Source organism: Acuticoccus mangrovi, assembly GCF_016411865.1.
Lineage (GTDB): Bacteria > Pseudomonadota > Alphaproteobacteria > Rhizobiales > Amorphaceae > Acuticoccus > Acuticoccus mangrovi.
The window spans coordinates 18747-40070 of record NZ_JAEKJA010000008.1 but is presented as its reverse complement, the minus strand read 5'-3'; the positions used below and the strand labels follow the sequence as shown (position 1 = coordinate 40070).

Annotated in this window: 25 protein-coding genes; 15 read left to right on the top strand and 10 right to left on the bottom strand. The window is 69.7% G+C overall.

The window, feature by feature from the left end; all coding sequences use genetic code 11:
• Nucleotides 1-97 precede the first annotated feature (97 nt).
• From JCR33_RS11750 to JCR33_RS11740, 3 genes are read left to right on the top strand one after another with little or no spacing between them, the layout of a single operon-like run.
• Nucleotides 98-1039 (top strand): tripartite tricarboxylate transporter substrate binding protein, encoded by a 942-nt coding sequence (locus tag JCR33_RS11750; RefSeq protein ID WP_198882272.1) that lies wholly within the window; start codon nt 98-100, stop codon nt 1037-1039.
• Nucleotides 1036-1500 (top strand): tripartite tricarboxylate transporter TctB family protein, encoded by a 465-nt coding sequence (locus JCR33_RS11745; protein ID WP_198882271.1) that lies wholly within the window; start codon nt 1036-1038, stop codon nt 1498-1500. Before JCR33_RS11750 ends, JCR33_RS11745 begins: the two co-directional genes overlap by 4 nt.
• 4 nt (nt 1501-1504) lie before the next feature.
• A complete protein-coding gene (locus JCR33_RS11740; protein WP_198882270.1) occupies nt 1505-3004 on the top strand; it encodes a tripartite tricarboxylate transporter permease in 1500 nt (499 codons plus the stop codon).
• Between the two features lie 12 nt (nt 3005-3016).
• Here the strand turns inward: JCR33_RS11740 and JCR33_RS11735 are convergent, their stop codons facing one another.
• The 3 genes from JCR33_RS11735 to JCR33_RS11725 are packed head-to-tail and all read right to left on the bottom strand — an operon-like array spanning nt 3017 to nt 5643.
• Nucleotides 3017-3928, bottom strand: a complete 912-nt coding sequence (locus JCR33_RS11735) for a nucleoside hydrolase (protein WP_198882269.1) — start codon at nt 3926-3928, stop codon at nt 3017-3019.
• A gap of 27 nt (nt 3929-3955) precedes the next feature.
• Nucleotides 3956-4888, bottom strand: a complete 933-nt coding sequence (locus tag JCR33_RS11730; protein WP_198882268.1) for a nucleoside hydrolase — start codon at nt 4886-4888, stop codon at nt 3956-3958.
• Nucleotides 4885-5643 carry a glutamine amidotransferase gene (locus tag JCR33_RS11725; RefSeq protein ID WP_198882267.1) on the bottom strand — a complete coding sequence of 253 codons (759 nt, stop codon included), beginning with the start codon at nt 5641-5643 and terminating at the stop codon, nt 4885-4887. Before JCR33_RS11725 ends, JCR33_RS11730 begins: the two co-directional genes overlap by 4 nt.
• Before the next feature lie 188 nt (nt 5644-5831).
• On the opposite strand from JCR33_RS11725, the gene JCR33_RS11720 reads away from it, so the two are divergent.
• The 6 genes from JCR33_RS11720 to JCR33_RS11695 all read left to right on the top strand — a co-directional run bounded on the left by JCR33_RS11720 (nt 5832) and on the right by JCR33_RS11695 (nt 12115).
• On the top strand, nt 5832-6878 hold the full coding sequence (locus JCR33_RS11720) for an ABC transporter ATP-binding protein (protein WP_198882266.1): 1047 nt from the start codon (nt 5832-5834) through the stop codon (nt 6876-6878).
• Between the two features lie 47 nt (nt 6879-6925).
• Nucleotides 6926-8230, top strand: a complete 1305-nt coding sequence (locus JCR33_RS11715) for an ABC transporter substrate-binding protein (protein WP_198882265.1) — start codon at nt 6926-6928, stop codon at nt 8228-8230.
• Nucleotides 8231-8337: 107 nt separating this feature from the next.
• Nucleotides 8338-9231: a carbohydrate ABC transporter permease gene (locus JCR33_RS24975; RefSeq protein WP_198882264.1), complete on the top strand. Its 894-nt coding sequence runs from the start codon at nt 8338-8340 to the stop codon at nt 9229-9231.
• Between the two features lie 3 nt (nt 9232-9234).
• Nucleotides 9235-10077: a carbohydrate ABC transporter permease gene (locus JCR33_RS11705; protein WP_198882263.1), complete on the top strand. Its 843-nt coding sequence runs from the start codon at nt 9235-9237 to the stop codon at nt 10075-10077.
• A 20-nt stretch (nt 10078-10097) separates the two neighbouring features.
• Nucleotides 10098-10982 carry an alpha/beta hydrolase gene (locus JCR33_RS11700; protein ID WP_198882262.1) on the top strand — a complete coding sequence of 295 codons (885 nt, stop codon included), beginning with the start codon at nt 10098-10100 and terminating at the stop codon, nt 10980-10982.
• A 92-nt stretch (nt 10983-11074) separates the two neighbouring features.
• Nucleotides 11075-12115 (top strand): LacI family DNA-binding transcriptional regulator, encoded by a 1041-nt coding sequence (locus JCR33_RS11695; protein WP_198882261.1) that lies wholly within the window; start codon nt 11075-11077, stop codon nt 12113-12115.
• 36 nt (nt 12116-12151) lie between these two features.
• Here the strand turns inward: JCR33_RS11695 and JCR33_RS11690 are convergent, their stop codons facing one another.
• Nucleotides 12152-12805, bottom strand: a complete 654-nt coding sequence (locus JCR33_RS11690; protein WP_198882260.1) for a cation transporter — start codon at nt 12803-12805, stop codon at nt 12152-12154.
• An 84-nt stretch (nt 12806-12889) separates the two neighbouring features.
• On the opposite strand from JCR33_RS11690, the gene JCR33_RS11685 reads away from it, so the two are divergent.
• Nucleotides 12890-13339 (top strand): MerR family transcriptional regulator, encoded by a 450-nt coding sequence (locus JCR33_RS11685; RefSeq protein WP_198882259.1) that lies wholly within the window; start codon nt 12890-12892, stop codon nt 13337-13339.
• Nucleotides 13340-13348: 9 nt separating this feature from the next.
• Here the strand turns inward: JCR33_RS11685 and dapF are convergent, their stop codons facing one another.
• Nucleotides 13349-14206, bottom strand: coding sequence for a diaminopimelate epimerase (gene dapF / locus JCR33_RS11680; RefSeq protein WP_198882258.1), 858 nt, complete (start codon nt 14204-14206; stop codon nt 13349-13351).
• Nucleotides 14203-14421: a hypothetical protein gene (locus JCR33_RS11675; protein WP_198882257.1), complete on the bottom strand. Its 219-nt coding sequence runs from the start codon at nt 14419-14421 to the stop codon at nt 14203-14205. The genes dapF and JCR33_RS11675 overlap by 4 nt, the downstream gene beginning before the upstream one ends.
• Before the next feature lie 476 nt (nt 14422-14897).
• Here JCR33_RS11675 and JCR33_RS11670 point away from each other — a divergent pair, with 476 nt between their 5' ends.
• Nucleotides 14898-15596 (top strand): response regulator transcription factor, encoded by a 699-nt coding sequence (locus JCR33_RS11670; RefSeq protein ID WP_332461170.1) that lies wholly within the window; start codon nt 14898-14900, stop codon nt 15594-15596.
• A gap of 1 nt (nt 15597) precedes the next feature.
• Nucleotides 15598-16047, top strand: a complete 450-nt coding sequence (locus JCR33_RS11665) for a Crp/Fnr family transcriptional regulator (protein ID WP_198882255.1) — start codon at nt 15598-15600, stop codon at nt 16045-16047.
• Nucleotides 16048-16063: 16 nt separating this feature from the next.
• Here the strand turns inward: JCR33_RS11665 and JCR33_RS11660 are convergent, their stop codons facing one another.
• The 3 genes from JCR33_RS11660 to JCR33_RS11650 all read right to left on the bottom strand — a co-directional run bounded on the left by JCR33_RS11660 (nt 16064) and on the right by JCR33_RS11650 (nt 18690).
• A complete protein-coding gene (locus tag JCR33_RS11660; protein WP_198882254.1) occupies nt 16064-16837 on the bottom strand; it encodes a hypothetical protein in 774 nt (257 codons plus the stop codon).
• 111 nt (nt 16838-16948) lie between these two features.
• A complete protein-coding gene (gene rplS, locus JCR33_RS11655; protein WP_198882253.1) occupies nt 16949-17332 on the bottom strand; it encodes a 50S ribosomal protein L19 in 384 nt (127 codons plus the stop codon).
• A 131-nt stretch (nt 17333-17463) separates the two neighbouring features.
• Nucleotides 17464-18690, bottom strand: a complete 1227-nt coding sequence (locus tag JCR33_RS11650) for a phenylacetate--CoA ligase family protein (RefSeq protein WP_198882252.1) — start codon at nt 18688-18690, stop codon at nt 17464-17466.
• A gap of 177 nt (nt 18691-18867) precedes the next feature.
• On the opposite strand from JCR33_RS11650, the gene JCR33_RS11645 reads away from it, so the two are divergent.
• The 3 genes from JCR33_RS11645 to JCR33_RS11635 all read left to right on the top strand — a co-directional run bounded on the left by JCR33_RS11645 (nt 18868) and on the right by JCR33_RS11635 (nt 20615).
• A complete protein-coding gene (locus tag JCR33_RS11645) occupies nt 18868-19728 on the top strand; it encodes a c-type cytochrome (protein WP_232372525.1) in 861 nt (286 codons plus the stop codon).
• A gap of 107 nt (nt 19729-19835) precedes the next feature.
• Entirely contained in the window at nt 19836-20261 is a 426-nt protein-coding gene (locus tag JCR33_RS11640) for an ATP-binding protein (RefSeq protein WP_198882251.1), read from the top strand.
• Between the two features lie 3 nt (nt 20262-20264).
• Nucleotides 20265-20615 (top strand): STAS domain-containing protein, encoded by a 351-nt coding sequence (locus JCR33_RS11635; RefSeq protein ID WP_198882250.1) that lies wholly within the window; start codon nt 20265-20267, stop codon nt 20613-20615.
• 9 nt (nt 20616-20624) lie between these two features.
• Here the strand turns inward: JCR33_RS11635 and JCR33_RS11630 are convergent, their stop codons facing one another.
• Nucleotides 20625-21317, bottom strand: a complete 693-nt coding sequence (locus tag JCR33_RS11630) for a GNAT family N-acetyltransferase (RefSeq protein WP_198882249.1) — start codon at nt 21315-21317, stop codon at nt 20625-20627.
• Nucleotides 21318-21324: the final 7 nt, after the last annotated feature.

The window sequence follows — 21324 nt, the reverse complement described above, 5'->3', positions numbered from 1 at the left end:
CGTTTGACGGTGCCGCACGGAGTTGGTTCTCTGGGGGCACAATTACGAGGGCTCAGGGAGATCCGTCACCGTTCCGAGCCTGCTCAGAGGCAAAATTATGCAGCAATCTTCATTTGGCCTTCGCCTTCTCGGCGTCGTCGCCTGCGTGGCCCTGGCGCCGCTTCCCGCTTTCGCCGAGTTTCCGGAAGAGCCGGTGACGATCACCGTCGGATTCGGTCCCGGTGGCGGCGTCGACACCATCACTCGGGCGGCCGCCGATGCGCTGTCGCAGTCCCTCGGCCAGCCGATCGTGGTGGAGAACCAGCCGGGTGCCGGCGGCGCTCTCGCCCTCACTGCGCTGAAGGCGAAGCCCGCCGACGGCTACAACCTCGCGGCGGCGATCTCCACCACCGTGTCCTTCGACCCGCACACCACGAGCCTCGCCTACACCATCGACGACTTCGACTTCATCGGGGCCTTCGGCGTGTTCCCCGAGGCCCTCGTCGCCCTCCCCTCGCGCGGCTGGAAGAGCTTCGCCGACGTGGTGGAAGAGGCGAAGACCGCACCCGACGGCCTCACCTACGCCTCGACCACCTCGCTCGACCGCGTGGTGATGGCCTCCGTCGCCGACAAGGAAGGCATCACCATCAAGCCCGTCCCGACCAAGGGCGGCGCCGAGGCGGTGGCCCAGACGCTCGGCGGCCACGTGGACTTCGCCTACAGCTCCGGCACCTACTACCCGCAGGCGAAGGCGGGTGAGCTGATGGTGCTCGCCGGCCTCGGCACCGATCCCGTCCCCGGCTTCGAGGACGCGCCGACGCTCACCTCGCTCGGCTACCCGATCTCCAGCGTGAACATGGTGATCTTCGCCGCTCCCGCCGGCCTGCCGGACGACGTCAAGGCCAAGCTGGTGGCCGCGTTCGACGCGGCGGCGAAGTCGCCCGCGGTGCTCGAGATCCTGAAGAAGCGCAACATGGGCAGCTTCACGATCACCGGCGACGCGTTCAGCGAGCTGATCCACAAGCAGAGCGACCAGTTCGGAGCCGCGGTCAAGAAATGACCGACCCGACCGACGGCGATGCCGTACGGCGGCCGCGCCCCCTGGTGCGGCCGCTGGTCGAGTTCGCCATCGTGGGTGGGGCGAGCCTCTTCGTCATCTTCTACCTCATCCCCAACGAGACGATGGCGACCGCGAACTGGGGCCTCTCGCCCCGCATGGTGCCGACCGTCTCCGCGGCGCTGATCCTCGGGCTCGCCGCGATCAACCTCGTGGCCGGCCTCCTCCGCCCCGCAACCGTCGCGGCGGCGCAATCCCTCCACGGACTGCCGACCGTCGTCGCCCTCATCCTTGCCAGCGTCGTGGGGGTGGCGGTGGTGGATCGCGCCGGCCTCATCGTCGGCGGCACGGTGCTGAGCCTTCTCGTCAGCCTCAGCATCGGCGAGCGGCATCCGCTGCGCCTTCTCGGTGTCGGCGCCACCAGCCTCGCGCTCCTCTATCTGGTGGACTGGTCCGGACTGTGAACTGATGGAAACCTTCCTTCTCGCCGCCCAGGACGCCTTCACCCCGGCGGCCCTCGTGTCGGTCTTCGGCGGGATTCTGCTCGGCTACATCGTCGGGGTGCTGCCCGGCCTCAGCCGGCCCGCCGCCCTCTCCGTCGCCGTGCCGATCACCTATTCGATGTCGCCCATCGCGGCGATCGCCTTCCTCGTCGGCGTGACCAAGGCGAGCGCCGCGGGCGGGGCGACGAGCGCGATCCTGCTCAACACCCCCGGCGAGCCGAGCTCGGCCGCCACCTGCTTCGACGGCTACCCCCTCGCCCGCAAGGGCGAGGCGACGCGGGCGCTCAAGGTCGCCCTCTTCGCCTCCGTCTTCGGCGACATGGTGGCGACGCTCGTGCTCATCGGCCTCGCCGCCCCGCTCGCCGCCTTCGCGCTGCGCATGGGGCCGGTGGAGATGACGGCGGTGATGATCTTCGCCCTCACCTTCATCGCCGCCCTTTCCGGCGCGTCGCTGCCGCGCGGGCTCATCTCCGGCGTGCTCGGCCTGTTTCTCGCCACCGTCGGCCTCGATCCGGAAAGCGCCACCCCGCGCATGACCTTCGGCATGGTGGAGCTGTTCGACGGCATTCCGCTGACGGCCGCTACCATCGGCATGCTCGCCTTCACCGAAATGCTCCTCCAGGCGCAGCTCTTCGCCGAGCGCCGCCGATCCGGCGCCGCCCAGGCGGCCTTCCCGGTGGAGACCGACAAGGCGATCCGCTGGCCGGACATCCGCCGCGTCTTCCCCACCACGCTGACGGCGACGGGCATCGGCATCGGCGCCGGCATCATTCCGGGGCTCGGCCCCACCATCGGCGCCTTCCTCTCCTACGCCATCAACAAGCGCCTCGCGAAACCGGGCGACCAGTACGGCAAGGGCGACCTCAAGGGCGTCGCCGCCACCGAGGCGGCCGACAACGCCGTCCTGCCGGCGAGCCTCATCCCGCTCTTCGCGATCGGCCTGCCGGGCAGCGTGTCGGCGGCGATCCTCGTGTCGGCATTCATGCTGCACGGGGTGCAGCCGGGGCCGCTGGTATTCGAGCAGCACCCCCGCCTGATCTACGGCATCTACGTCTCGATGCTGATCGCGAGCGTCTTCATGCTCCTCGTCGGACGCGTCGGCCTCAACCTCTTCGCGCAGGTGACGCGGGTGCCGATCCGGCTGATCATCCCGATGGTGGTGCTGTTCTGCGTCATCGGCGCCTACCTGGAGCGCGACACGGTGTTCGGCGTCTTCGCGATGCTCGGCCTCGGCGTGCTCGGCTACGTGATGCAGCGCTACGGCTACTCGGTCGTCACCTTCCTGATCGGCTTCGTCGTCGGGCCGCTGTTCGAATTGTCGCTGCGGCAGGCGCTGATCGTCACCAACCACGACGTCTCGAAGGTGCTCGACCATCCGATCGCGCTGGGCTTCCTGATCGCCGCCGTCGTCGCCGGCGTGGTGTTCCTGCGCCCCTCCGCGATCTCCCCGCCGATCGACGACTGACGGAGGGAAGGCTCAGGGCAGGCGCGCGATGCGCTCGGTGAGGAGGGCGCGCACGCCGTCGCTGTCGACCGTCTCGACGACGTTGACGAACAGCCTCTCGTCGGTATCGGTCGGGTCGAGCAGCGACGTGCCGTCGGTCGGCCCCGGGCGATAGTCGACGATCACCCGTGCCATCGTGCCGCCGAAGAGCTGTGGCGCGATCAGCTTGGCGACGACGCACGGGTCGTGCATCGCGCTGTCCTTCGTGACGTAGGCGCGCGTCATCGCCGCGACGGCGGTGGAGGTGCGCGTGCCGCTGGCGGCGATCCCGTCGACGAAGCCAGCCGTGACGCGCACCTGCCGCGTCAGGTTGAGGCCGAAGAGGTCGATCGCCGCGCCGCTCGACAGGACGATGTGCGCGGCGGCCGGGTCGTGCATGAAGTTGAACTCGGCCGTCGGAGTGATGTTGCCCGGCACCCCCACCGCGCCGCCCATCACGACGAGCCGCTTGAGGCGCTCCGCAAGCCGCGGCTCGCGGGTGAAGGCGGTCGCGACGTTGGTCAACGGCCCGATCGCGGCGAGCGTCACCGTGCCCGGCTCGGCCGCCATGATGGTCTCCACCAGATAGTCCACCGCGTGGCCGACGGGCTCGGCGATCCCCTCCGGATGGGGGAGCCCGCCGAGCCCGTCCTCGCCATGGGCGAAGGCGTTCCGGATGTTGCGCGGCAGCAGCCCCCTCGCGCAGCCCGCATGGACCGGCACGTCGCTACGCCCGGCGATCGCGAGGAGCGCCAGCGCGTTTCGCGTCACCTGGTCGAGCGGCCGGTTGCCCGCCACCGTGGTGACGCCGACGAGATCGAGCTCCGGCGAGCCCAGCGCCAGGAAGATCGCGAGGGCATCGTCGATACCGGGGTCGCAGTCGATGATGAGGGGGTCACCGGTCATGGGAGCGCCTTGCCTTCGGGGGTTCGGTCAGGAGAGGCCGGCGAGCGCATCGACCAGCGCCGCGCGGGTGCGGGCCGGGTCGAGCGTGACGACCACGTCGACGTTGGCGGGATTGTGGGCGTCGGGGCGGAAGTTGAACACGGTCCGCCCATACGTGAGCCCCGGGCGAAGGTCCACCTCCACCTGCGCCGGGGCGACGGTGGCGAGCGAGGCATCCGCGGCGACGAGAATGGCGCAGGGATCGTGGAGCGGGCAGCCGGGCGGGCCGACCACCGGCGGCGTGTGGAGCCCCTCCAGCGAGGCGAGAAGCTCGGCCGCGAGCGCCGCGCCGGGCCCGGGCCGTCCGGCCACCGCGGCGACGAGGTCGGCGTCGATCGGCACCGTCGCCGAGGCGTCGACGGGGACGATGGTGACCGGCACCGGCGCGGCGTAGACGATCGCCGCGGCGTCGGGATCGCTCACAACGTTCCACTCCGCCGACGGCGTCTTGGTGCCGAGGCCCCAGGCGGCGCCGAGCGTCACGATGCGGCCGATGCCGGCGGCCGTCTCCGGGTGATCGGTCAGAAGACGGGCGAGGTTGGTGAGCGGCCCGGTGGCGACGATGGTGAGGCCCGGATGGGCCTCCACCGCCGCCCGCAGGGCGCTGACGCTGTCGCCCACGGCGAGCGGCACCGCCGCAAGCTGCGGCCGCGGCGCATCGAGGCCGCTGTCGAAGTCGAGGAGCCGGGCGATCAGCCGCTCGCGCACGAGCGGCGCCGATGCCCCGGCGTGGACCGGCACGTCGGCGCCCGCCGCGGCGACCGCGATCGCCGCGTTGCGCGCGGTGCGGTCCCCGGCGAGATGGCCGTAGGTGGTGGTCACCGCCCGCAGCGCGATCCCCGGATGGCCGATCGCGGCGAGGATCGCGACGGCGTCGTCGTTGCCGGGATCGCAGTCGTGGACGACGTCGATACGGCTCACGCGCGCCCGGCCGCCCACCCGCAGATGTTGCAGAAGAGCGGGGCGTAGCCGGCCCAGCTCAAGAACTCGGGCGGCAGCCAATGGGGGCTGCAGTCGGACATGAAGGCCACGGTGCGTCCGGCGCCGCAGGTGGTGGCCGCAAGAAGCGGATCCTCGCCCACCGTGGCGACGAGCTCCGCCCCCTCGGCAAGGCTCACCCGGTTGTAGCCGAGCATCGCCGGCCACGCGCCCTCGACGCCGGCGAGGAGCGGATGGTCCGCCTTCACCACCGTCGCGCTCACCCCTTCGGGATGCTCGGAGCGGTCGTCGGTCGCCATCAGGCGGACGGGAAGCGACGCCTCGACGGGGGTGTCCTTCCAGAAGCCCTTCGCCTCGATGCCGGTGAAGGTCAGGTAGCCGCCGATCATCACCAGGCCGCCGCCCCCCTCGACATAGTCGCGGATCAGCTGCAGGCGATTGGTGGTCTTCTTCGACTGCTTCCAGGTAGTCGGCGTCAAGAGGAGCGTGTTCGCCCCGATGTCGCTCAGCACCACCACGTCGTAGGCCTTCAGCGCCTCGAGATTGTCGGGGAAGGTGAGCGCCGCGGTCTCGTTGGGCATCACCTCCACGCTGTAGCCGCCCTCTTCGAGCGCCCGCTTCAGAAACGAGTATCCCTCGCCGTAGCTGCTCGTGACGAACGAATCGAAGCCCTTCGTGTGGGTCGCCGTCGTCAGCCACGTTTCCCCGACGATGAGAACCTTAATTTGTGCGGACATCGAAGCTCCTTCGGCTCGAAGTTGGCGGACTGGGGGGCTGCCGAAGCGGCGGCAGAGTGCCTTTACAGGCCCCCCACGAGTTGGTATCGATACCTTTATCTACACGAGTAGATCGTTGATGCAAGCGCATCGGCGCCGCCGTCTTCCAGGCTGCGGGCACCTATCAGCGTGAGGAAGCGGGGCGGGATTTGGCTCAGGTCACCCTTCGGAGCATCGAAAAGCGGTTCGGCTCGACACGGGTCGTGAAGGGCGTCTCGCTCGACATCGCGAACGGCGAGTTCGTCTCGCTGGTCGGCCCCTCGGGCTGCGGCAAGTCGACCCTCTTGCGGATGATCGCGGGGCTCGAGGACATCTCCGGCGGTGATCTGATGATCGACGGGCGGCGGATGAACGCCGTCGCCGCCAAGCGGCGGAACATCGCCATGGTGTTCCAGAACTACGCCCTCTATCCGCACATGACGGTCGCCGAGAACATGGGCTTCTCGCTCCGCATCAAGGGGCTGCCCAAGGCCGAGATCGCCACCCAGGTCCGCCAGGCGGCCGACGTCGTCGGCCTCGGCGACTATCTCGACCGGTTGCCCCGCCAGCTCTCCGGCGGCCAGCGACAACGCGTGGCGATGGCCCGCGCCATCGTCCGCCACCCCGCCGCCTTCCTGTTCGACGAGCCGCTGTCCAATCTCGACGCCAAGCTGCGCGTCCAGATGCGCAGCGAGATCAAGTCGCTGCACCAGCGTCTCGGCACCACCACGATCTACGTCACCCACGACCAGATCGAGGCGATGACGATGGCCGACCGCATCGTCGTCATGAACGTCGGCGAGGTGGAGCAGGAAGGCGCTCCCCTCACCCTCTACGATCATCCCGAAAGCGTCTTCGTGGCAGGTTTCATCGGCTCTCCCGCGATGAACCTCATCGAAGGGACGCTCAGCCCCGACGGCTTCACGGCAGGCCCGCTGACCGTCCCGGTCCGGGCGCGCGCCACAGGCCCCGCAATCCTCGGCGTGCGCCCGGAGCATCTCATTCTCGATCCCGAGGGCCATGCCGCGACCGTGGCGCTGGTGGAGCCGACGGGCGCCGAGACCCAAGTCCACCTCGACCTCGCCGGCCACAAGCTGACGGGCGTCTTCCGCGAGCGCATCGCCGACGCGCCGGGAAGCACGCTCCACGTGCGCTTCGATCCGGACAGGCTCCACCTCTTCGATCGCGAAACGGGGAAGCGCATCGCCACCCCGTAGCGCGCCGTATGACCCTTCCGCCACGTGCCAAGAAGCCAGGTGATCCCATGATGCGATCCAGACTGACCCACCCCCTCAAGGCGCTCGGCGCCGCTGCGGCATTGGCGGCGCTGATCGCCCCCGCGGGCGCCCAGACGCTGACCGGCGCCGGCGACACCGGCCCCGTCGAGCTCAACCTCGTGTCCTGCTGCAAGCCGACCTATTTCGGCCCGTCGGTGGAACAGTGGAACGCCAAGAATCCGGACATCCAGATCGAGCAGGAGGTGATCCCCTTCGCCCAGCTCAACGACATCCTGGAGTCGCGCATCCGCGCCAAGGACACCACCTTCGACATCCTGATCCTCGACCCGCCGCGCACCGCCTCCTTCGCCGCGCGCCGCTTCGTGCTCGACCTCACCGACGTGCTCGGCGAGAAGCTCGCCAAGACCACCAACGCCGAGTCGCTCGAGGCGGTGACCTACCGCGACCACCTCTACGCCGTGCCGGTGTTCAACTCGACGCAGATCCTCATCTACAACCCGGAGATGCTGAAGGAAGCCGGCGTCGAGCCGCCCTCCATCGATCCCGCCGAGCGCGCCACCTGGCAGGAGATCATCGAGAAGGCGAAGACCGTGAAGGAGGCGCTCGACCTGCCCTACGGCATCGCCTTCTCGCAAGGCCACACCTTCTATCAGCTCCAGCCGATCATCATGTCGGCCGGCGGCGGCGTCGGCCTTACCGGCGACAACATGCTGACGCCCGAGGTGAACGGCGACGCTTGGAAGGAGGCGATGGGCTGGTACGGCAGCCTCTATGCCGACGGTCTCGCCCCGCGCGGCGTGCCGTTCCCGCAGATGGACGCGCTCTACACCTCCGGCCAGCTGCCCTTCCTCGCCACCACCACCGACCGCGTGCGTGAGTTCCAGAACCAGGGCGTTCCCTTCGCCGTGGCGGCCTTCCCCTACATGGAGGGCGGCGAGGCCTACACCCCGTGCGACAGCTTCGCCCTCGCGGTGAACCCGTTCGGCCAGCATCAGGCGCAGGCCGTGGAGTTTCTCACCTGGCTCGGCACCACCGAGGAAGGCGGCTTCGCCGCGGCGGCCCAGTCGCCCAACGTGCCGGCCAACCTCCTCGTCATGAACAAGGTCAGCGATGAGATGGAAGCGGCGAGCGACAATCTCGACGGCCTCAAGGAGCTCATCGAGTACGAGACAGACAAGACCTGCGCCCACCGCCCGGCCTCCGTCGGCTACGTCCAGTTCGAGACCGAGTTCCTCCAGGCGAACATGGACATCATCAACGGCGCCGACGCCTCCTCGCGTCTCGACCAGATGCAGTCCCAGCTCGAGGTTGCCCTCTCGCGCATCCGCTGATGCCATAGCGGGCCGCCTTCGGGCGGCCCATCCGCACCGCGGCCCCGCCCCAGCGGCGGGCCGCCACCCGCAGGAGACCGGTTCTGACGCCCCCCATCACGCCCCCCGTGCGCGACCGCTTTGCGATCTTCGGCGCGAAGTCGCAGGAATGGCTCGTCGGCCTGCTGCTCATCGTGCCGGCCTTCCTCGCCCTCCTCTTCCTGCGCGTGATCCCCGCCGGCATCGCGGTCTGGGAGAGCCTGCATCAGCGCTCGTTCTTCAATCCGGACGAGAAGATGTTCGTCGGGCTCGACAATTTCGTCTTTCTGTTCACCACCTCCCCCACCTTCCTGAAGTCGATGCTCGTCACTCTCGTGTTCGTGACGGTGACCGTGGCGGTGCAGACGGTGGTGGCGCTCATGCTCGCACTTCTCTTCACCCAGCGCGGCTGGGGCATGTCGTTCTGGCGCACCCTCGTCTTCCTGCCGATCACCATCCCCGTCGCGGTGTCGGCGGTGGTGTGGGGCACCGCGATGCGCGGCGACGGCATCATCAACGCCGCGCTCGAACGCATCGGCATCCCGGCCCAGCCCTTCCTCGCCTCCAGCGATCAGGCGCTGTGGTCGGTGGTGATCATCGCCTCCTGGATCGGCGTCGGCTACTGGATGGTGTTCCTGATCGCCGGCCTGCGCGACATTCCCGACGACGTGAAGGACGCCGCCGCCCTCGACGGCGCCGGCCCGCTGCGCACCTTCTTCTCGATCACCCTGCCGCTCTTGAAGCGCCCCCTCGCCTTCGTGGTGGTGGCGAACACGGTGGCGAACTTCCTGCAGTTCGTGCCCGCCGCGATCCTCACCCAAGGCGGCCCGGAGAACTCCACTCGCTTCGTCATGTACGAGATCTACACCCAGGCCTACGTGCAGGGCGACGTGTCGCTCGCCGACGCGCAGATCGTCCTCGTGCTCATCGTGCTGCTCGCGATCGTCGCGCTGCAGTTCCGCCTCTTGCGTTCCAAGGAGTAGGCCGTGGGTGCCATTCCGCGCTTCGCCACCGTCCTCTTCACCATCGCGGGGATCTGCGTCGCCCTCCTCTTCATGCTGCCGGTCATCTGGATGCTGACGAGCAGCCTGCGGCCCAACGCCGAGATCTTCGCCCACTTCTCCCCGCTCACCTGGCAGAGCATCGTGCCGGAGACGTGGACCCTGTCGAACATCGTCGGCCTCCTCGGCACCGGCTTCGGCCGCTCGCTGCTCAACTCGCTGATCGTCACGGTCATCACCACCACGCTCGGGCTGGTGATGGCGATCATGGCGGGCTTCGCGGTCTCGGTGCTCACCTTTCCGGGGCGCAACGTCCTCTTCGCCTTCTTCGTGGTGGGCTTCAGCGTGCCGTTCGACGCCGTCGCCGTGCCGCTGTCGGCACAGGTGCGCGAGGTCGGCCTCACCAACTCCTTCTTCGGCCTCGCCCTCGCCGGCCTCGGCAACGGCTTCGCCATCTATCTGCTGCGCCAGTTCTTCCTCGGCATTCCCCGTTCCCTCGCCGAGGCGGCCCGGCTCGACGGGGCGAGCTGGCTGCGCGTCCTCTGGTCGGTCTATCTCCCGCTCGCCAAGGGGCCGATCATCGCCGCGGGGCTCACCCTCTTCGTCTTCCAGTGGCAGGCCTATCTGTGGCCGCTGCTCGTCGCCACCGACCCCAAGATGCAGGTGGGCCCGGTCGCCCTCGCCGGCCTCGTCAGCCTGTCGGGCGTGATCGATTTCAGCCAGATGTTCGCCGGTGCCCTCTTCCTTTCCATCGTTCCAGCCGGTCTGATGCTCTGGCTCCAGCGCTACTTCGTCAGCTCCGTGTCGCGCAGCGGCATGACGGGCTGATCTTGACGGAAGGACCTCTCTTGCCCCTCTACCGCAACTTCACCACCCAGGAAGAGCTCGACGACGAGTATCGGCCCGAGGCGCGCATCTCCGACCCCGAGGCGCTCAACAAGGTGATCGCCGAGCGCAAGGCGATGGCGGCCGCGGCGCGCGAGCACCTGCCCCACCACGCCGGCATCGCCTACGGGCCGACCGTCAAGGAGAAGCTCGACATCTACCCCGCCGCCGAGCCGGGGGCGCCGGTCGTCGTGTTCATCCACGGCGGCTACTGGTTCGACGCGCGTCTGGTGAAGGAGAACTATTCCTGGATCGCCGAAGGCTTCCACGGCAACGGCGCCACCACGGTGATCATCGAATACGAGGTCTGCCCCAAGGTCACGATCGACGAGATCACCCGCGCCTGCCGCGCCGCCCTCGCCTGGACCTACAAGAACATCGCCGACTATGGCGGTGATCCGGAGAAGATCTACGTCACCGGCAACTCGGCGGGCGGCCACCTCACCGCGATGATGGCGGTGACGGAGTGGGAGGCCGACTACGCGCTCCCCGCCGATCTCGTGAAGGGCGGCGCCCCGATCAGCGGCCTCTTCGACCTCGCGCCGTTCCAGTACACCTGGCTGCAGCCGAAGATCCAGTTCAACGGCCAGCAGATCGCCCGCAACTCGCCGCAGTTCCTCGTTCACGAAGGGCTCTGCCCGCTGCTGATCTCGTGGGGTGCGCTGGAAAGCGGCGAGTTCTGGCGCCAGTCGGAGGACTTCGGCGCGGTCTGGGCGGCGGCGGGAAACTCGATGGAGCTGGTGCCGCAGGAGGGCTGCAACCATCATACCGCGACGAGCGGCTTCGCCGACCCGTCGAGCGAGTTCTGCCGCAAGGTGGTCGCCCACATGGAGAGCTGCTTTCGCTAGAGCATGTCCCGCTCGAATCGAGTCGCTCGAGCGGGAAAGACGTTCTCGCATTCAACGAGATAGAGCGCAGGACGCTCTAGGGAGCGGACGCCATGCAGCGTGACGGTTCGGACGACACCCGGCGCGGCCGCCCGACGGCGGTGACGCGTGCCGACGTGGCGCGCCACGTCGGCACCTCCACGGCGGTGGTGAGCTACGTCATCAACAACGGCCCCCGCCCCGTCGCGGCGGAGACCCGCGAGAAGGTGCTGAGGGCGATCGCCGAGCTCGGCTATCGGCCGAACCGCCTCGCCCAGGCGCTCCGCGGGCAGCGCTCGCACGTGATCGGGCTCGTGCTGCCCGACATCTCGAACCCGTTCTACGCCGAGCTCGCGCGGGTCATCGAGGCGGTCGCCGACGCCCGCGGCTACTCGCTGATCCTGTGCAACACGCGGCAGGATTCCGCGCGCGAGATCGCCTATATCCGCGCCCTCGTCGACCGGCGCGTCGACGGCGTGCTCCTCATCTCCGGCAGCACCTCGCACGAGCTGCAGGCTCTCGCCCGCGAGATGGAGGTGCCCGCCGTGCTCCTCGACCGCAGCGTGAACTACAGCGGCGACATCTCGCTGGTCGCCACCGACAACCTCACCGGCGGGCGCATCGCGACCGAGCATCTGATCGGGCTCGGCCACCGGCGCGTCGTCGCCCTCACGGGCCCCGCCCGCCTCGGCAACAGCCGCGCCCGCGGCTACGAGACGGCGATGCGCGAGGCCGACCTCGCCCCCGAGCTCCACCACAGCGCCGAGTTCGACTTCGAAAGCACCTACGCGCTCGCCATGACGCTGCTGTCGGAGGCGCCGCCCACCGCGATCTTCGCCGGCAACGACATCGCCGCCCTCTCGGTGCTGCGGGCGGCGGCGGACCTGCGGATCGCGATGCCCGGCGAGCTCGCGGTGGTGGGCTACGACAACATCAAGGAGGCCGCCTTCTCGATCCCGCGCCTCACCACCATGGATCACCCCATCGACACGCTCGGCGCGGTGGCGGTGGAGGTGCTGCTGGAGCGGATGGACGCGGCCGCCGATGCGAGCGCTCCGATGCGCCTCGTCACCCCTCGCCTCGTCGTGCGCGAGAGCTGCGGCGCGGCACGCTGAGGCACCCCGCCGCCGGCCGCACTCCCCATTCCGCCCTCAGCGTGCCGCGTGGGCGCCCGCCACGGCGTGGTCGTGCTCGTCGCCCGCCCGATATTCGGCGATCCCCTGCCGCAGGATCTGCACGGAGGACGAGAGGAAGAGCGCCGACATCACCCCCGCCACCAAGAGGTCGGGCCAGGCGCTGGCGGAGCCGAACACGCCGAGCGCCGCGATCATCACCGCCACGTTGCCCACCGCGTCGTTGCGCGAGCAGAGCCACACCGAGCGCACGTTGGCGTCGCCGTCCCGGTAGCTCATCAGGATGACGACGGAGGCGAGGTTGGCGGCGAGGGCCAGGACGCCGACGATCCCCATCACCTCCGCCTCGGGAACGCCCGCGGCGAACACCCGCCAGAGAGTGCTCCCCATCACCCACAGCCCCATCAACGAGAGGCTCACGCCCTTGGCGAGCGCGGCGACGGCGCGCCGGCGCAGCGACATGCCGATCACCGCGAGGCTGATCCCGTAGGTGAGGGTGTCGCCGGCGAAGTCGAGCGCGTCGGCCTTCAGCGCCTGCGACCCGGCGATCTCGCCGGCGACGATCTCGACCACGAACATGGTCGCGTTCAAGGCGATGACCGCCCACAGCGCCCGCCTGAAGCCCTTCGAAGCCCCGTCGAAGCGCGCCTTCGACCCGCAACATCCGCTCATGACGTCCCCGCATTTGCACTCGCTCGGGGACAAACCTACTCTCTACAGTCGCTATAGCTTCAAGGGTCTCGGAGAAGCGAATTCATGAGCCATCCGCTCACCATCGGCGACCTCGCCCGCGAGGTCGGCATCAAGGTGCAGACGGTCCGCTACTACGAGCAGATCGGCATTCTGCCGGAGCCGGCGCGCACCACCGGCAACCAGCGGCGCTACGACGAGGCGGCACGGCGTCGCCTCGTCTTCATCCGCCATGCCCGCCAGCTCGGCTTTCCGCTCGAGGCCGTGCGCGAGCTGCTGGCACTCGCCGATCAGCCCGACCAGCCCTGCGACCGGGTCGACGAGATCGCCCGCCGCCAGCTCGAGGCCGTGGACGAGCGGCTGCGCCGGCTCACCGCCCTGCGCCGCTCCCTCGCCGGCATGATCGAAGCGTGCGGAACGGGGTCGGTCGCGGACTGCCGGATCGTGGAAACGCTCGCCGATCACGGCCTGTGCGCCGAAGAGCACCCCGACCCGGACGCGGCGCGGATCGGCTGACGCGGCGGCTCAGACCGAGGTCGGCAGCGGGTCGCGCACGAACCCGTCGCGTGTGATGGCGCCGGTCCAATCGAGCATGTAGGGCCCGACCATGACGATCCGCCCCGCCGTGAGGGCGATCGCGAGCGGGCCGCCCGGCAACACGACCTCCACCCGCTCGCCCAGAATGCCGGCCCGGTGGCCGACCGAGACGATGGCGCACGCCGCCGTCCCGCAGGCGAGCGTCGCCCCCGCCCCGCGCTCCCACACCCGCGCCTCGACCCGGTCCGGGCCGTGCACGGTCACGAAGGAGATGTTGGCGCGCTCGGGGAAAAAGCGGTGATTTTCGAACTTTGGCCCGATGTCGGTGAGGGGCACGACCCCGACGTCGGGCACGAAGAAGACGGCGTGGGGATTGCCCACGTTGACGCAGGCCGCCGCGCCGTAGCTCGCGAGCTCGGGCTCGGGAAAGCGCACGCACCAGGAATCGCCCGCCTCGCTCGCGAGCGGGATGGCGGGCCCGGCAAAGCGCGGCTCACCCATGTCGATGGCGATGCGCCCGTCCGCCTCCCGCCAGCCCCGCATCGGGCCGCCGGCGCTCGCGATGAGGACCTCCGGCATCGCCCGCTCGTCGAGAAGCAGCGCGGCGACGCAGCGGGCCGCATTCCCGCACGCCCCCACCTCCCCGCCGTCGGGATTGAAGATGCGCATCGTCGCGTCCGCCGGCTCTGCCGCCGGCTCGATGAGGATGAACTGGTCGAAGCCGACGCCATTCTCGCGGTCGCCGAGCGCCCGGATCGTGTCGGCGGAGATGTCGACGGCGTGGTGACGGGCGTCGACCACCACGAAATCGTTGCCCAGTCCGTTCATCTTGCGGAATGCGATCATCGCGCCGGTCTTGCCTCCACACCCACGAGATAGGGTCCCATCGGCACCACCTGCCGCCGCCACGCTGCGGAAGGAAAGGCGATGCAGCCTTCTGTCGCGCCGAATCCGCTGCGGGCCACGTGCACGAAAATCGCCGACCCGCCGCCTCTCACGCGCGGCATCTGGTTGTGATCCATCACCATGACATAGTCATAAAGATGGTCGTTGCGCACCATTCTTTCATGGGAGGCGGGGCATGGTCGCCGGCAATGTCGGTTGTAGGCGGAGCTTGTGACATCGTCACACCAACCATCCCGCACCCTGAGGCGGCGTGTCGGCACCGCGGCGGCCCAGCGGCCGCGGGTGAGAAGCGCCACCGGGGCGATGCGCGCTCGCGGGCTCGCCCCGTCGCCCTCCCGCTTCAGCGTGCGAATGCCGCTGCGGCCGATGGCGGCGCGAAGCGTGCGGCCGCCCACGCTCACCAGCGCCTCGCTCGGCCGACCGGGGCGCGGACGCACCAGCGCCGGGCGCCGCGGCCCGCCGGTTCGGCGCCCTTTTGCGACCCGCACCGGCCGCGAAGCCACGAAAGGACCGTCGATCCGAGCGACGTTCACCAGAAATTTTGCTTTTTCCAACTTGCTGATGCTCGTTTGAAGGCGGGTGACACACCACACTAGGCTCGGGCAAGAGTGTCGACCGAAGGGAGTGAGTGGTGACCAAGCGGACCATCCTGATCATCGACGACGACGAGGACCTGCGTGAAGGTCTGCGCGAGCAGATCGAACTTTACGACGAGTTCGCCGTCATCGCCACCGACAGTGCCACCAAAGGCGTCGCCGCCGCAAAGGCCGGCGACATCGCGCTCGCCATCGTCGACGTGGGCTTGCCCGACCTCGATGGGCGCGAAGCGGTGCGGCTGATGCGCTCGGCGGGGTTCAAGGCGCCGATCATCATGCTGACCGGCCACACCACCGACGCCGACGCCATCGTCGGTCTCGAGGCCGGCGCCAACGACTATGTGACGAAGCCGTTCCGCTTCGCCGTGCTCCTCGCCCGCATCCGCGCGCACCTGAGGCAGTTCGACCAGAGCGAGGACGCGACCTTCGTCATCGGCCACTACACCTTCAAGCCGGCCGCCAAGGCCCTGCTCCAGCCGGACGGCCGCCGCGTGCGCCTCACCGAGAAGGAGACGGCCATCTTGAAGTTCCTCTACCGCGCCGGCGAGAGGCCGATCACGCGGGACGTTCTCCTGCACGAGGTTTGGGGCTACAACTCCGGCGTGACCACCCACACCCTCGAAACCCACATCTACCGACTACGCCAAAAAATGGAGAAGAACCCGGCCGCAGCCGAGCTGCTCGTCACCGAAGGTGGCGGCTACAAGCTCATGCCGCGGGCGGCGAACATCTAACGTGAGTCTCGCCCGTCACATGGCGGTGATGCGCAATGCCCCGTTCCTCAAAGTGTTGAACGAGGACGCGCTCAAACTGCTCGCCTTCGGCAGCGAGCCTGTCACCCTCAAGCCTCGGCAAGCGCTGTTCGAGGCCGGGGAACAGGCCGACAGTGCCATCCTCGTGCTCGGCGGACAGCTTCGGCTGACCCCGGCGAGCGAAAGTCTCTCTCCAAGGGTCGCCGGCGTCGGTCAGCTCATCGACGAGCTCGCCCTCATCGTGCCGATCACGCGGGGCTCCAGCGCCGCGGCGCAGACGACGTGCGAGCTTCTCGTGCTGCCGCGCAGCCAGATGCTGAGGATCCTCGAAGAATATCCGGATGCCGCCCGCCGCCTGCAGGCGATGATCGCGAGCCGCGCGGCGACGTTCATGGGCGAGATCGGCAACCTGTCCGACAAGCTGCAGCGCTGAGAGAGCCGCGCGCGCCCTATCGGGCGTCGGCGGCGTAGAGGCCGCGCTCCTCCTCGACCGCCGTGCGATGCATGGCCTGCCAGCCCTCCGGCGCGTCCGCCGTGGGGGTCGCCCATCCCTGCTCCACCAGCCATTCGGCAAGGTCGGTGCCGGCGACCGTGCACGTCTCGGCTCGCGTCTCCTCGCGAGTGGGCGCCGGCAGCGGCTTGCCGGCCTGCTGCGCGGCGACGGCGGCAAGGTCGAGGCAGTCGATGGCGCGGCGCCGCACCAGGCGCCGCAGTGCCGTGCGGGCGCGACGGCCGCACGGCCACTTCGCCCCGTCGGCATGGCTGCAGCTCGCGTCGGCGGCGGGCGCCTCGATGTGGGCGAGCTTGATGAAGTGGGTGCGGGCGTCGATCAGCCCGGCGCTTTCGACCACCACCAGGCGGTAGCGCTCGGGCTGGGGCGGCCGGGGCGCCTCCGGCTCCGGCGGTTCGATCGGCCGGGTGTCGCGTACCAGCGGCCCCGTGGGCCGAGGCGAGGCGATGCCGTTCTCCTCGACATAGCGGATATCGGAGTCGGTCTCTTCCTCGGGCGGGGGAGCATCGGCCGGCGATGCAGCGGCCGACGCCGGGCTCGCGGCGGAGGGAGCCGGCGCGGCGGTCGAAGCGGCGCGCGGCGTGGCGGTGACGCGCGCCGGACCAGTCCCCGGCGAAGCTCCGGGCTCGCCCTGTCCGGTGAAGAGCCAGGCCGCAGCCACCAGCATGACCGCGGCGACGAGCAGCGTCGCAGCCAGCGTGACGCGTGCCATCACGCCGCCGTGGGCACGCCCGCGGCGGTAGGAAGGGAAGCGATCCGACGGCCGTGCCGCGAGCCGACTCGACCGGTCCCGGTCGCGCGGCATCGAGGCGGGGTCGATAGCTTAGGCGTTGGCGGCAGTCGGGCGCTTTTCCTTGCGCTCGGCGATGCGGGCGGCCTTACCCGTGCGCCCACGCAGGTAGTAGAGCTTGGCGCGGCGAACCTTGCCCCGGCGCACCACCTCGACGGACTCGAGCATGGGCGAGTACACGGGGAAGACGCGCTCCACGCCCTCGCCGTAGGAGAGCTTGCGCACGGTGAAATTCTCGTTGAGGCCGGCGCCCGAGCGGGCGATGCACACGCCCTCGTAGGCCTGCACGCGGGTGCGGGTCCCCTCGGTCACGCGCACGTTCACCCGGACGGTGTCGCCCGGCTGGAACGCCGGAAGGGTGCGCTTTTCCTCGATCGCGGCCATCTGCTCGCGGTTGAGCTCGTCGATGATGTTCATGTCGTCGGATCCCGTCACGCTGCCGCCGCAGCGTGTTGCGTCATATCGCATAAGAAATGCCAGGCCGCTTGAATAGTGTCTCGCGGCCCGCTTGTCGAGGGTTGGATCTCTATTTCAGCCGTGGTTTCGGCTCAACCCTCCACCGGGCGCTCGTCGGCGATCACTTTGCCGTCGTTGGGAAGCGCCCCCTCCGGCACGGCCTCGACGCTGCCGGAGAGATTGGTGACGGCCTTCAGCGTCGCCCCGATCGCCGCTTCCGCCGCGGCGGGCGCCTCCACCATCAGCACCATCTGATCGACGTGGTCGGCGCGGCTCACCACCAGCCGGGCCCGGACGATTTCGGGATGACGCCGCCGCACTTCGGCGATCTGCGCCGGGTCCACGAACATCCCCTTCACCTTGGTACGCTGGTCGGCCCGGCCCATCCAACCGCGGATGCGGCGATTGGTGCGCCCGCAGGGGCTCTCCCCCGGCAGGATCGCCGAGAGGTCGCCGGTGGCGAAGCGCAGCAGCGGGTAGCCCTCGCAGAGACGCGTCACCACGACCTCGCCCACCTCACCCTCGGCGACCGGGTCGCCGGTGCCGGGACGGACGATTTCGAGGATCACGTCCTCGTTGACGATCAGCCCCTCGCGGGCCCGGCTCTCGTAGGCGATGACGCCGAGGTCGGCGGTCGCGTAGCACTGGGCGACGTGGACGCCCCGCGCCTCGATGCGCTGGCGCAGATCGCCGGGAAGCGCCGCGCCCGACACGAGCGCCGCCCGGAGCGAGGAGAGATCGGCTGCCGCCGCCTCCGCCCGGTCGAGGAGGATGTTGAGGAAATCGGGCACGCCGCAATAGACCGACGGGCGCAGCGCGGCGAGAAGCGGCACGACCTCCTCCGGCCGGCCGGGACCGGCGGCGAACACCGGGCAGCCGAGCGCCGCGAGCCCGCTCTCCAGAATGAACGCGCCGGGCGTCACGTGGTAGCCGAAGGTGTTGACCGCGAGGTCGCCGGGCCGCACACCGGCGGCATGGAGCGCCCGCGCCGCGCCCCAGGCGTCGCTCTCAGTCCCTTGCGGCACGAACACCGGCCCCGGCGACACGAACACCCGCGCGAGCGTCGCGGTGGGCGCTGCCACGAAGCCGCCGAAGGGCGGGGCGTCGCGCTGGGCCTCCATCAGCTCGCTCTTGCGCAGCACCGGAAGGCCGGCGAGCGCTTCGGGCGAGGTGACGGCCGCAGGGTCGACGCCGTCGAGCCGCCGCGCCCAGGCGGGCGCCGCCAGAAGACCTGCGATCATGCCCGGCAGCGCGGCGAACAGCGCCCTCTCCCGCTCCTCCGGCCGACGCGTTTCCTTCCCGTCGTAGTGCTCGCCCATCGCCGCCTCCCTGGCGTTCGTTTTCTTCCCTCCTAGGCGTGCGGGAATGGCGCGGCAAGCAGCCCGACCCGACCGATCGTCGCCGCACCGATCGGTGCATCCCCCACGCCGCCCCATTCTCCGGCGCGTGACTCCAGTTTAGACTAAGACAAAATAACGACACCGAACGGGTGGGACATGGAACGTCGAAGGATGGTGGGGCTGGGCGTGGCGCTCGCCGTTGCGGCCGGCGGTCTGCCGGCCGGCGGCGCGGCGGCCGAAAGCTCGGCCGAGCGGGGCGACTATCTCGTCAATACCGTGATGGCCTGTGGCAACTGCCACACGCCGGTGGGACCGAACGGGCCGATGATGGAGCGCGCCCTCTCCGGCGGTCTGCGCTTCGAAACGCCCGACTTCACCGTCCACGCCCCCAACATCACCCAGGACGCGGCGACGGGGATCGGCGGCTGGAGCGACGCGGAGATCAAGCGCGCCATCGTGGAAGGGGTGCGGCCCGACGGCGCGCTGCTCGCGCCCGTCATGCCGACGACCTTCTACCAGGTCCTCACCGGGGACGACCTCGACGCCATCGTCGCCTATCTGCGCACCGTGCCCGCGGTGGAGGCGACAACGCCGCCGCGCAGCTTCTCGGCGCTGCCCGAGGCGCACCCCTTCCCCGGTGCCGAGGCGCCGATCCCGGAGGCGGAGCGCGCCGCGGACGTCGTGCGCAACGGCTTCTATCTCGCGACCATCGCCCACTGCATGGAGTGCCACGTGGCCTGGACGCCGACCGGACCCGATCCCGTCAACGGTCTCGGTGCCGGCGGCCGCGAATTTCCGGGCCCGTGGGGCGTGTCGGTCGCCTCCAACATCACCTCCCACCCGGAGCACGGCCTCGGCGGCTGGAGCGACGAGGAGATCGCCCGCGCGATCACCACCGGCGTGTCGCGCGACGGCAGCCGCCTCAAGCCGCCGATGGGCTTCGGCTACTATGCCGGCATGACGCCCGAGGACGTCGGCGCCATCGTCGCGTGGCTGCGCACGCTGCCGCCACGCTGAGCGTGACGGCCTTTGCACATTGCTCCGGCCCGTATAATGGGGGACCCTATCGGCGGCCTCCGTGCCGCATTCCCTCGCGCTCCGGCGATCGCCGTCGCGCCGACCTGATGGACGAGGTGGACAAAGCCATCGACCTCATACTGACGACGATGGACGACCTCGATCGGATGGTCGAGGCCGTCGAGGCTTTCGGCGAGACGCAACAACTTCCCATGGCGACGGTGATGCACCTCAACCTTATCCTGGAGGAGCTCATCGCCAACGTGATCAACCACGGTGCGGCGCCCGGGGGGCCTCGCGTCGCCGTGAGTGTGTCGCGCGACGGCGCGGACATCGTCGGCGAAGTGCGCGACAACGGCATCGCCTTCGACCCCCTCTCCCGCCCCGCGCCGGACGTCACGATGCCCCTCGACGAGCGCCCCATCGGCGGCCTCGGCGTGCACCTCGTGCGGACGCTGACGCGGGACCTATCCTACCGGCGGGACGACGCCCACAACGTGACGCGCTTCGTCCTCGCGATCGAGAAAGGCTGACTGGTGAGCGAACTTGCGATCCAACACGAAGAGGTGGGGCCCGTCCTCGTGCTCGTCCTCAGCGGACGCATCGATTCGGCGACGGCGAAGACGCTCGAGACCGAGATCCTCGGCCGCCTCGGTCAGGGGGTCGCGCGCATCGTCATCGACCTCGCCAAGGTGGAGTACATCTCGAGCGCGGGACTGCGCGTCATCCTCCTCGGCGGCAAGAAGGCGAAGGCGGGCGGCGGCGCGATCGTGCTGTGCACGCTGCAGCCCGCGATCCGCGACGTGTTCGAGATCTCCGGCTTCCTGCGCCTCTTCGAGGTGACGCCGACGCGGACCGAGGCGGTCTCCGTCGCCCGCGCCGCCTGAGGCGGCCGCTCAGCGCGGGGCGTCCGGCCCCAGCGTGAACTTCAGCATGGGCTCGCCGGCGTCGTCCCGCTTAGCGGCGAAGGCGGCACGACCCTCGCGGAACATCGCCTCGGCGCCGTCGACGTCATGGGCCGGATACCACTCCCCCTCGATGGGCTCGGCCGCGGTGAGATGCACCGGCCGATGATGCACGTAGCGCCAGCCATAGGGCTTCATCACCCGTCCCAGGATATGGAAGCCCTGCTTGGTGAGGTTGCGCATCGACGGCACGTTGCCCGGCGAGGCCTTGGCGATCACGTGCGTGGCGCCAAGCTCGGCCGCGCGGGCGATGCGGGCGTCGATCGTCGTGCGCTGCAGCCCGTGGCGCCAGTAGGCGGGACGCACGGCCGACCCGTCGAGCACCCGCATCGGCGCGTCGGCGGGCACCACGCGGTCGAGGCCGACCCGGTCGTGCTCTTCCTCGAGCTCCGGCCTGATCACGCCGTAGCCGATCATCACCAGCCCGTCGAACAGGCCGATGATCTCCCCGCCCACGGCGAAGATCTTCTCGAAGAAGGACGGCGCGTCGGCCCGCACCGCGGCCGGGTCGGGCACCGCCGCGAGCGATTCGGCGTAGAGCGCGAACACCGCTGGAACGTCGTCGACGGACAGATCGACGGTGTGGAAGTCGGTGGCGGCCCACGTTGGAGGGGCGATCGTCATGTCAGGC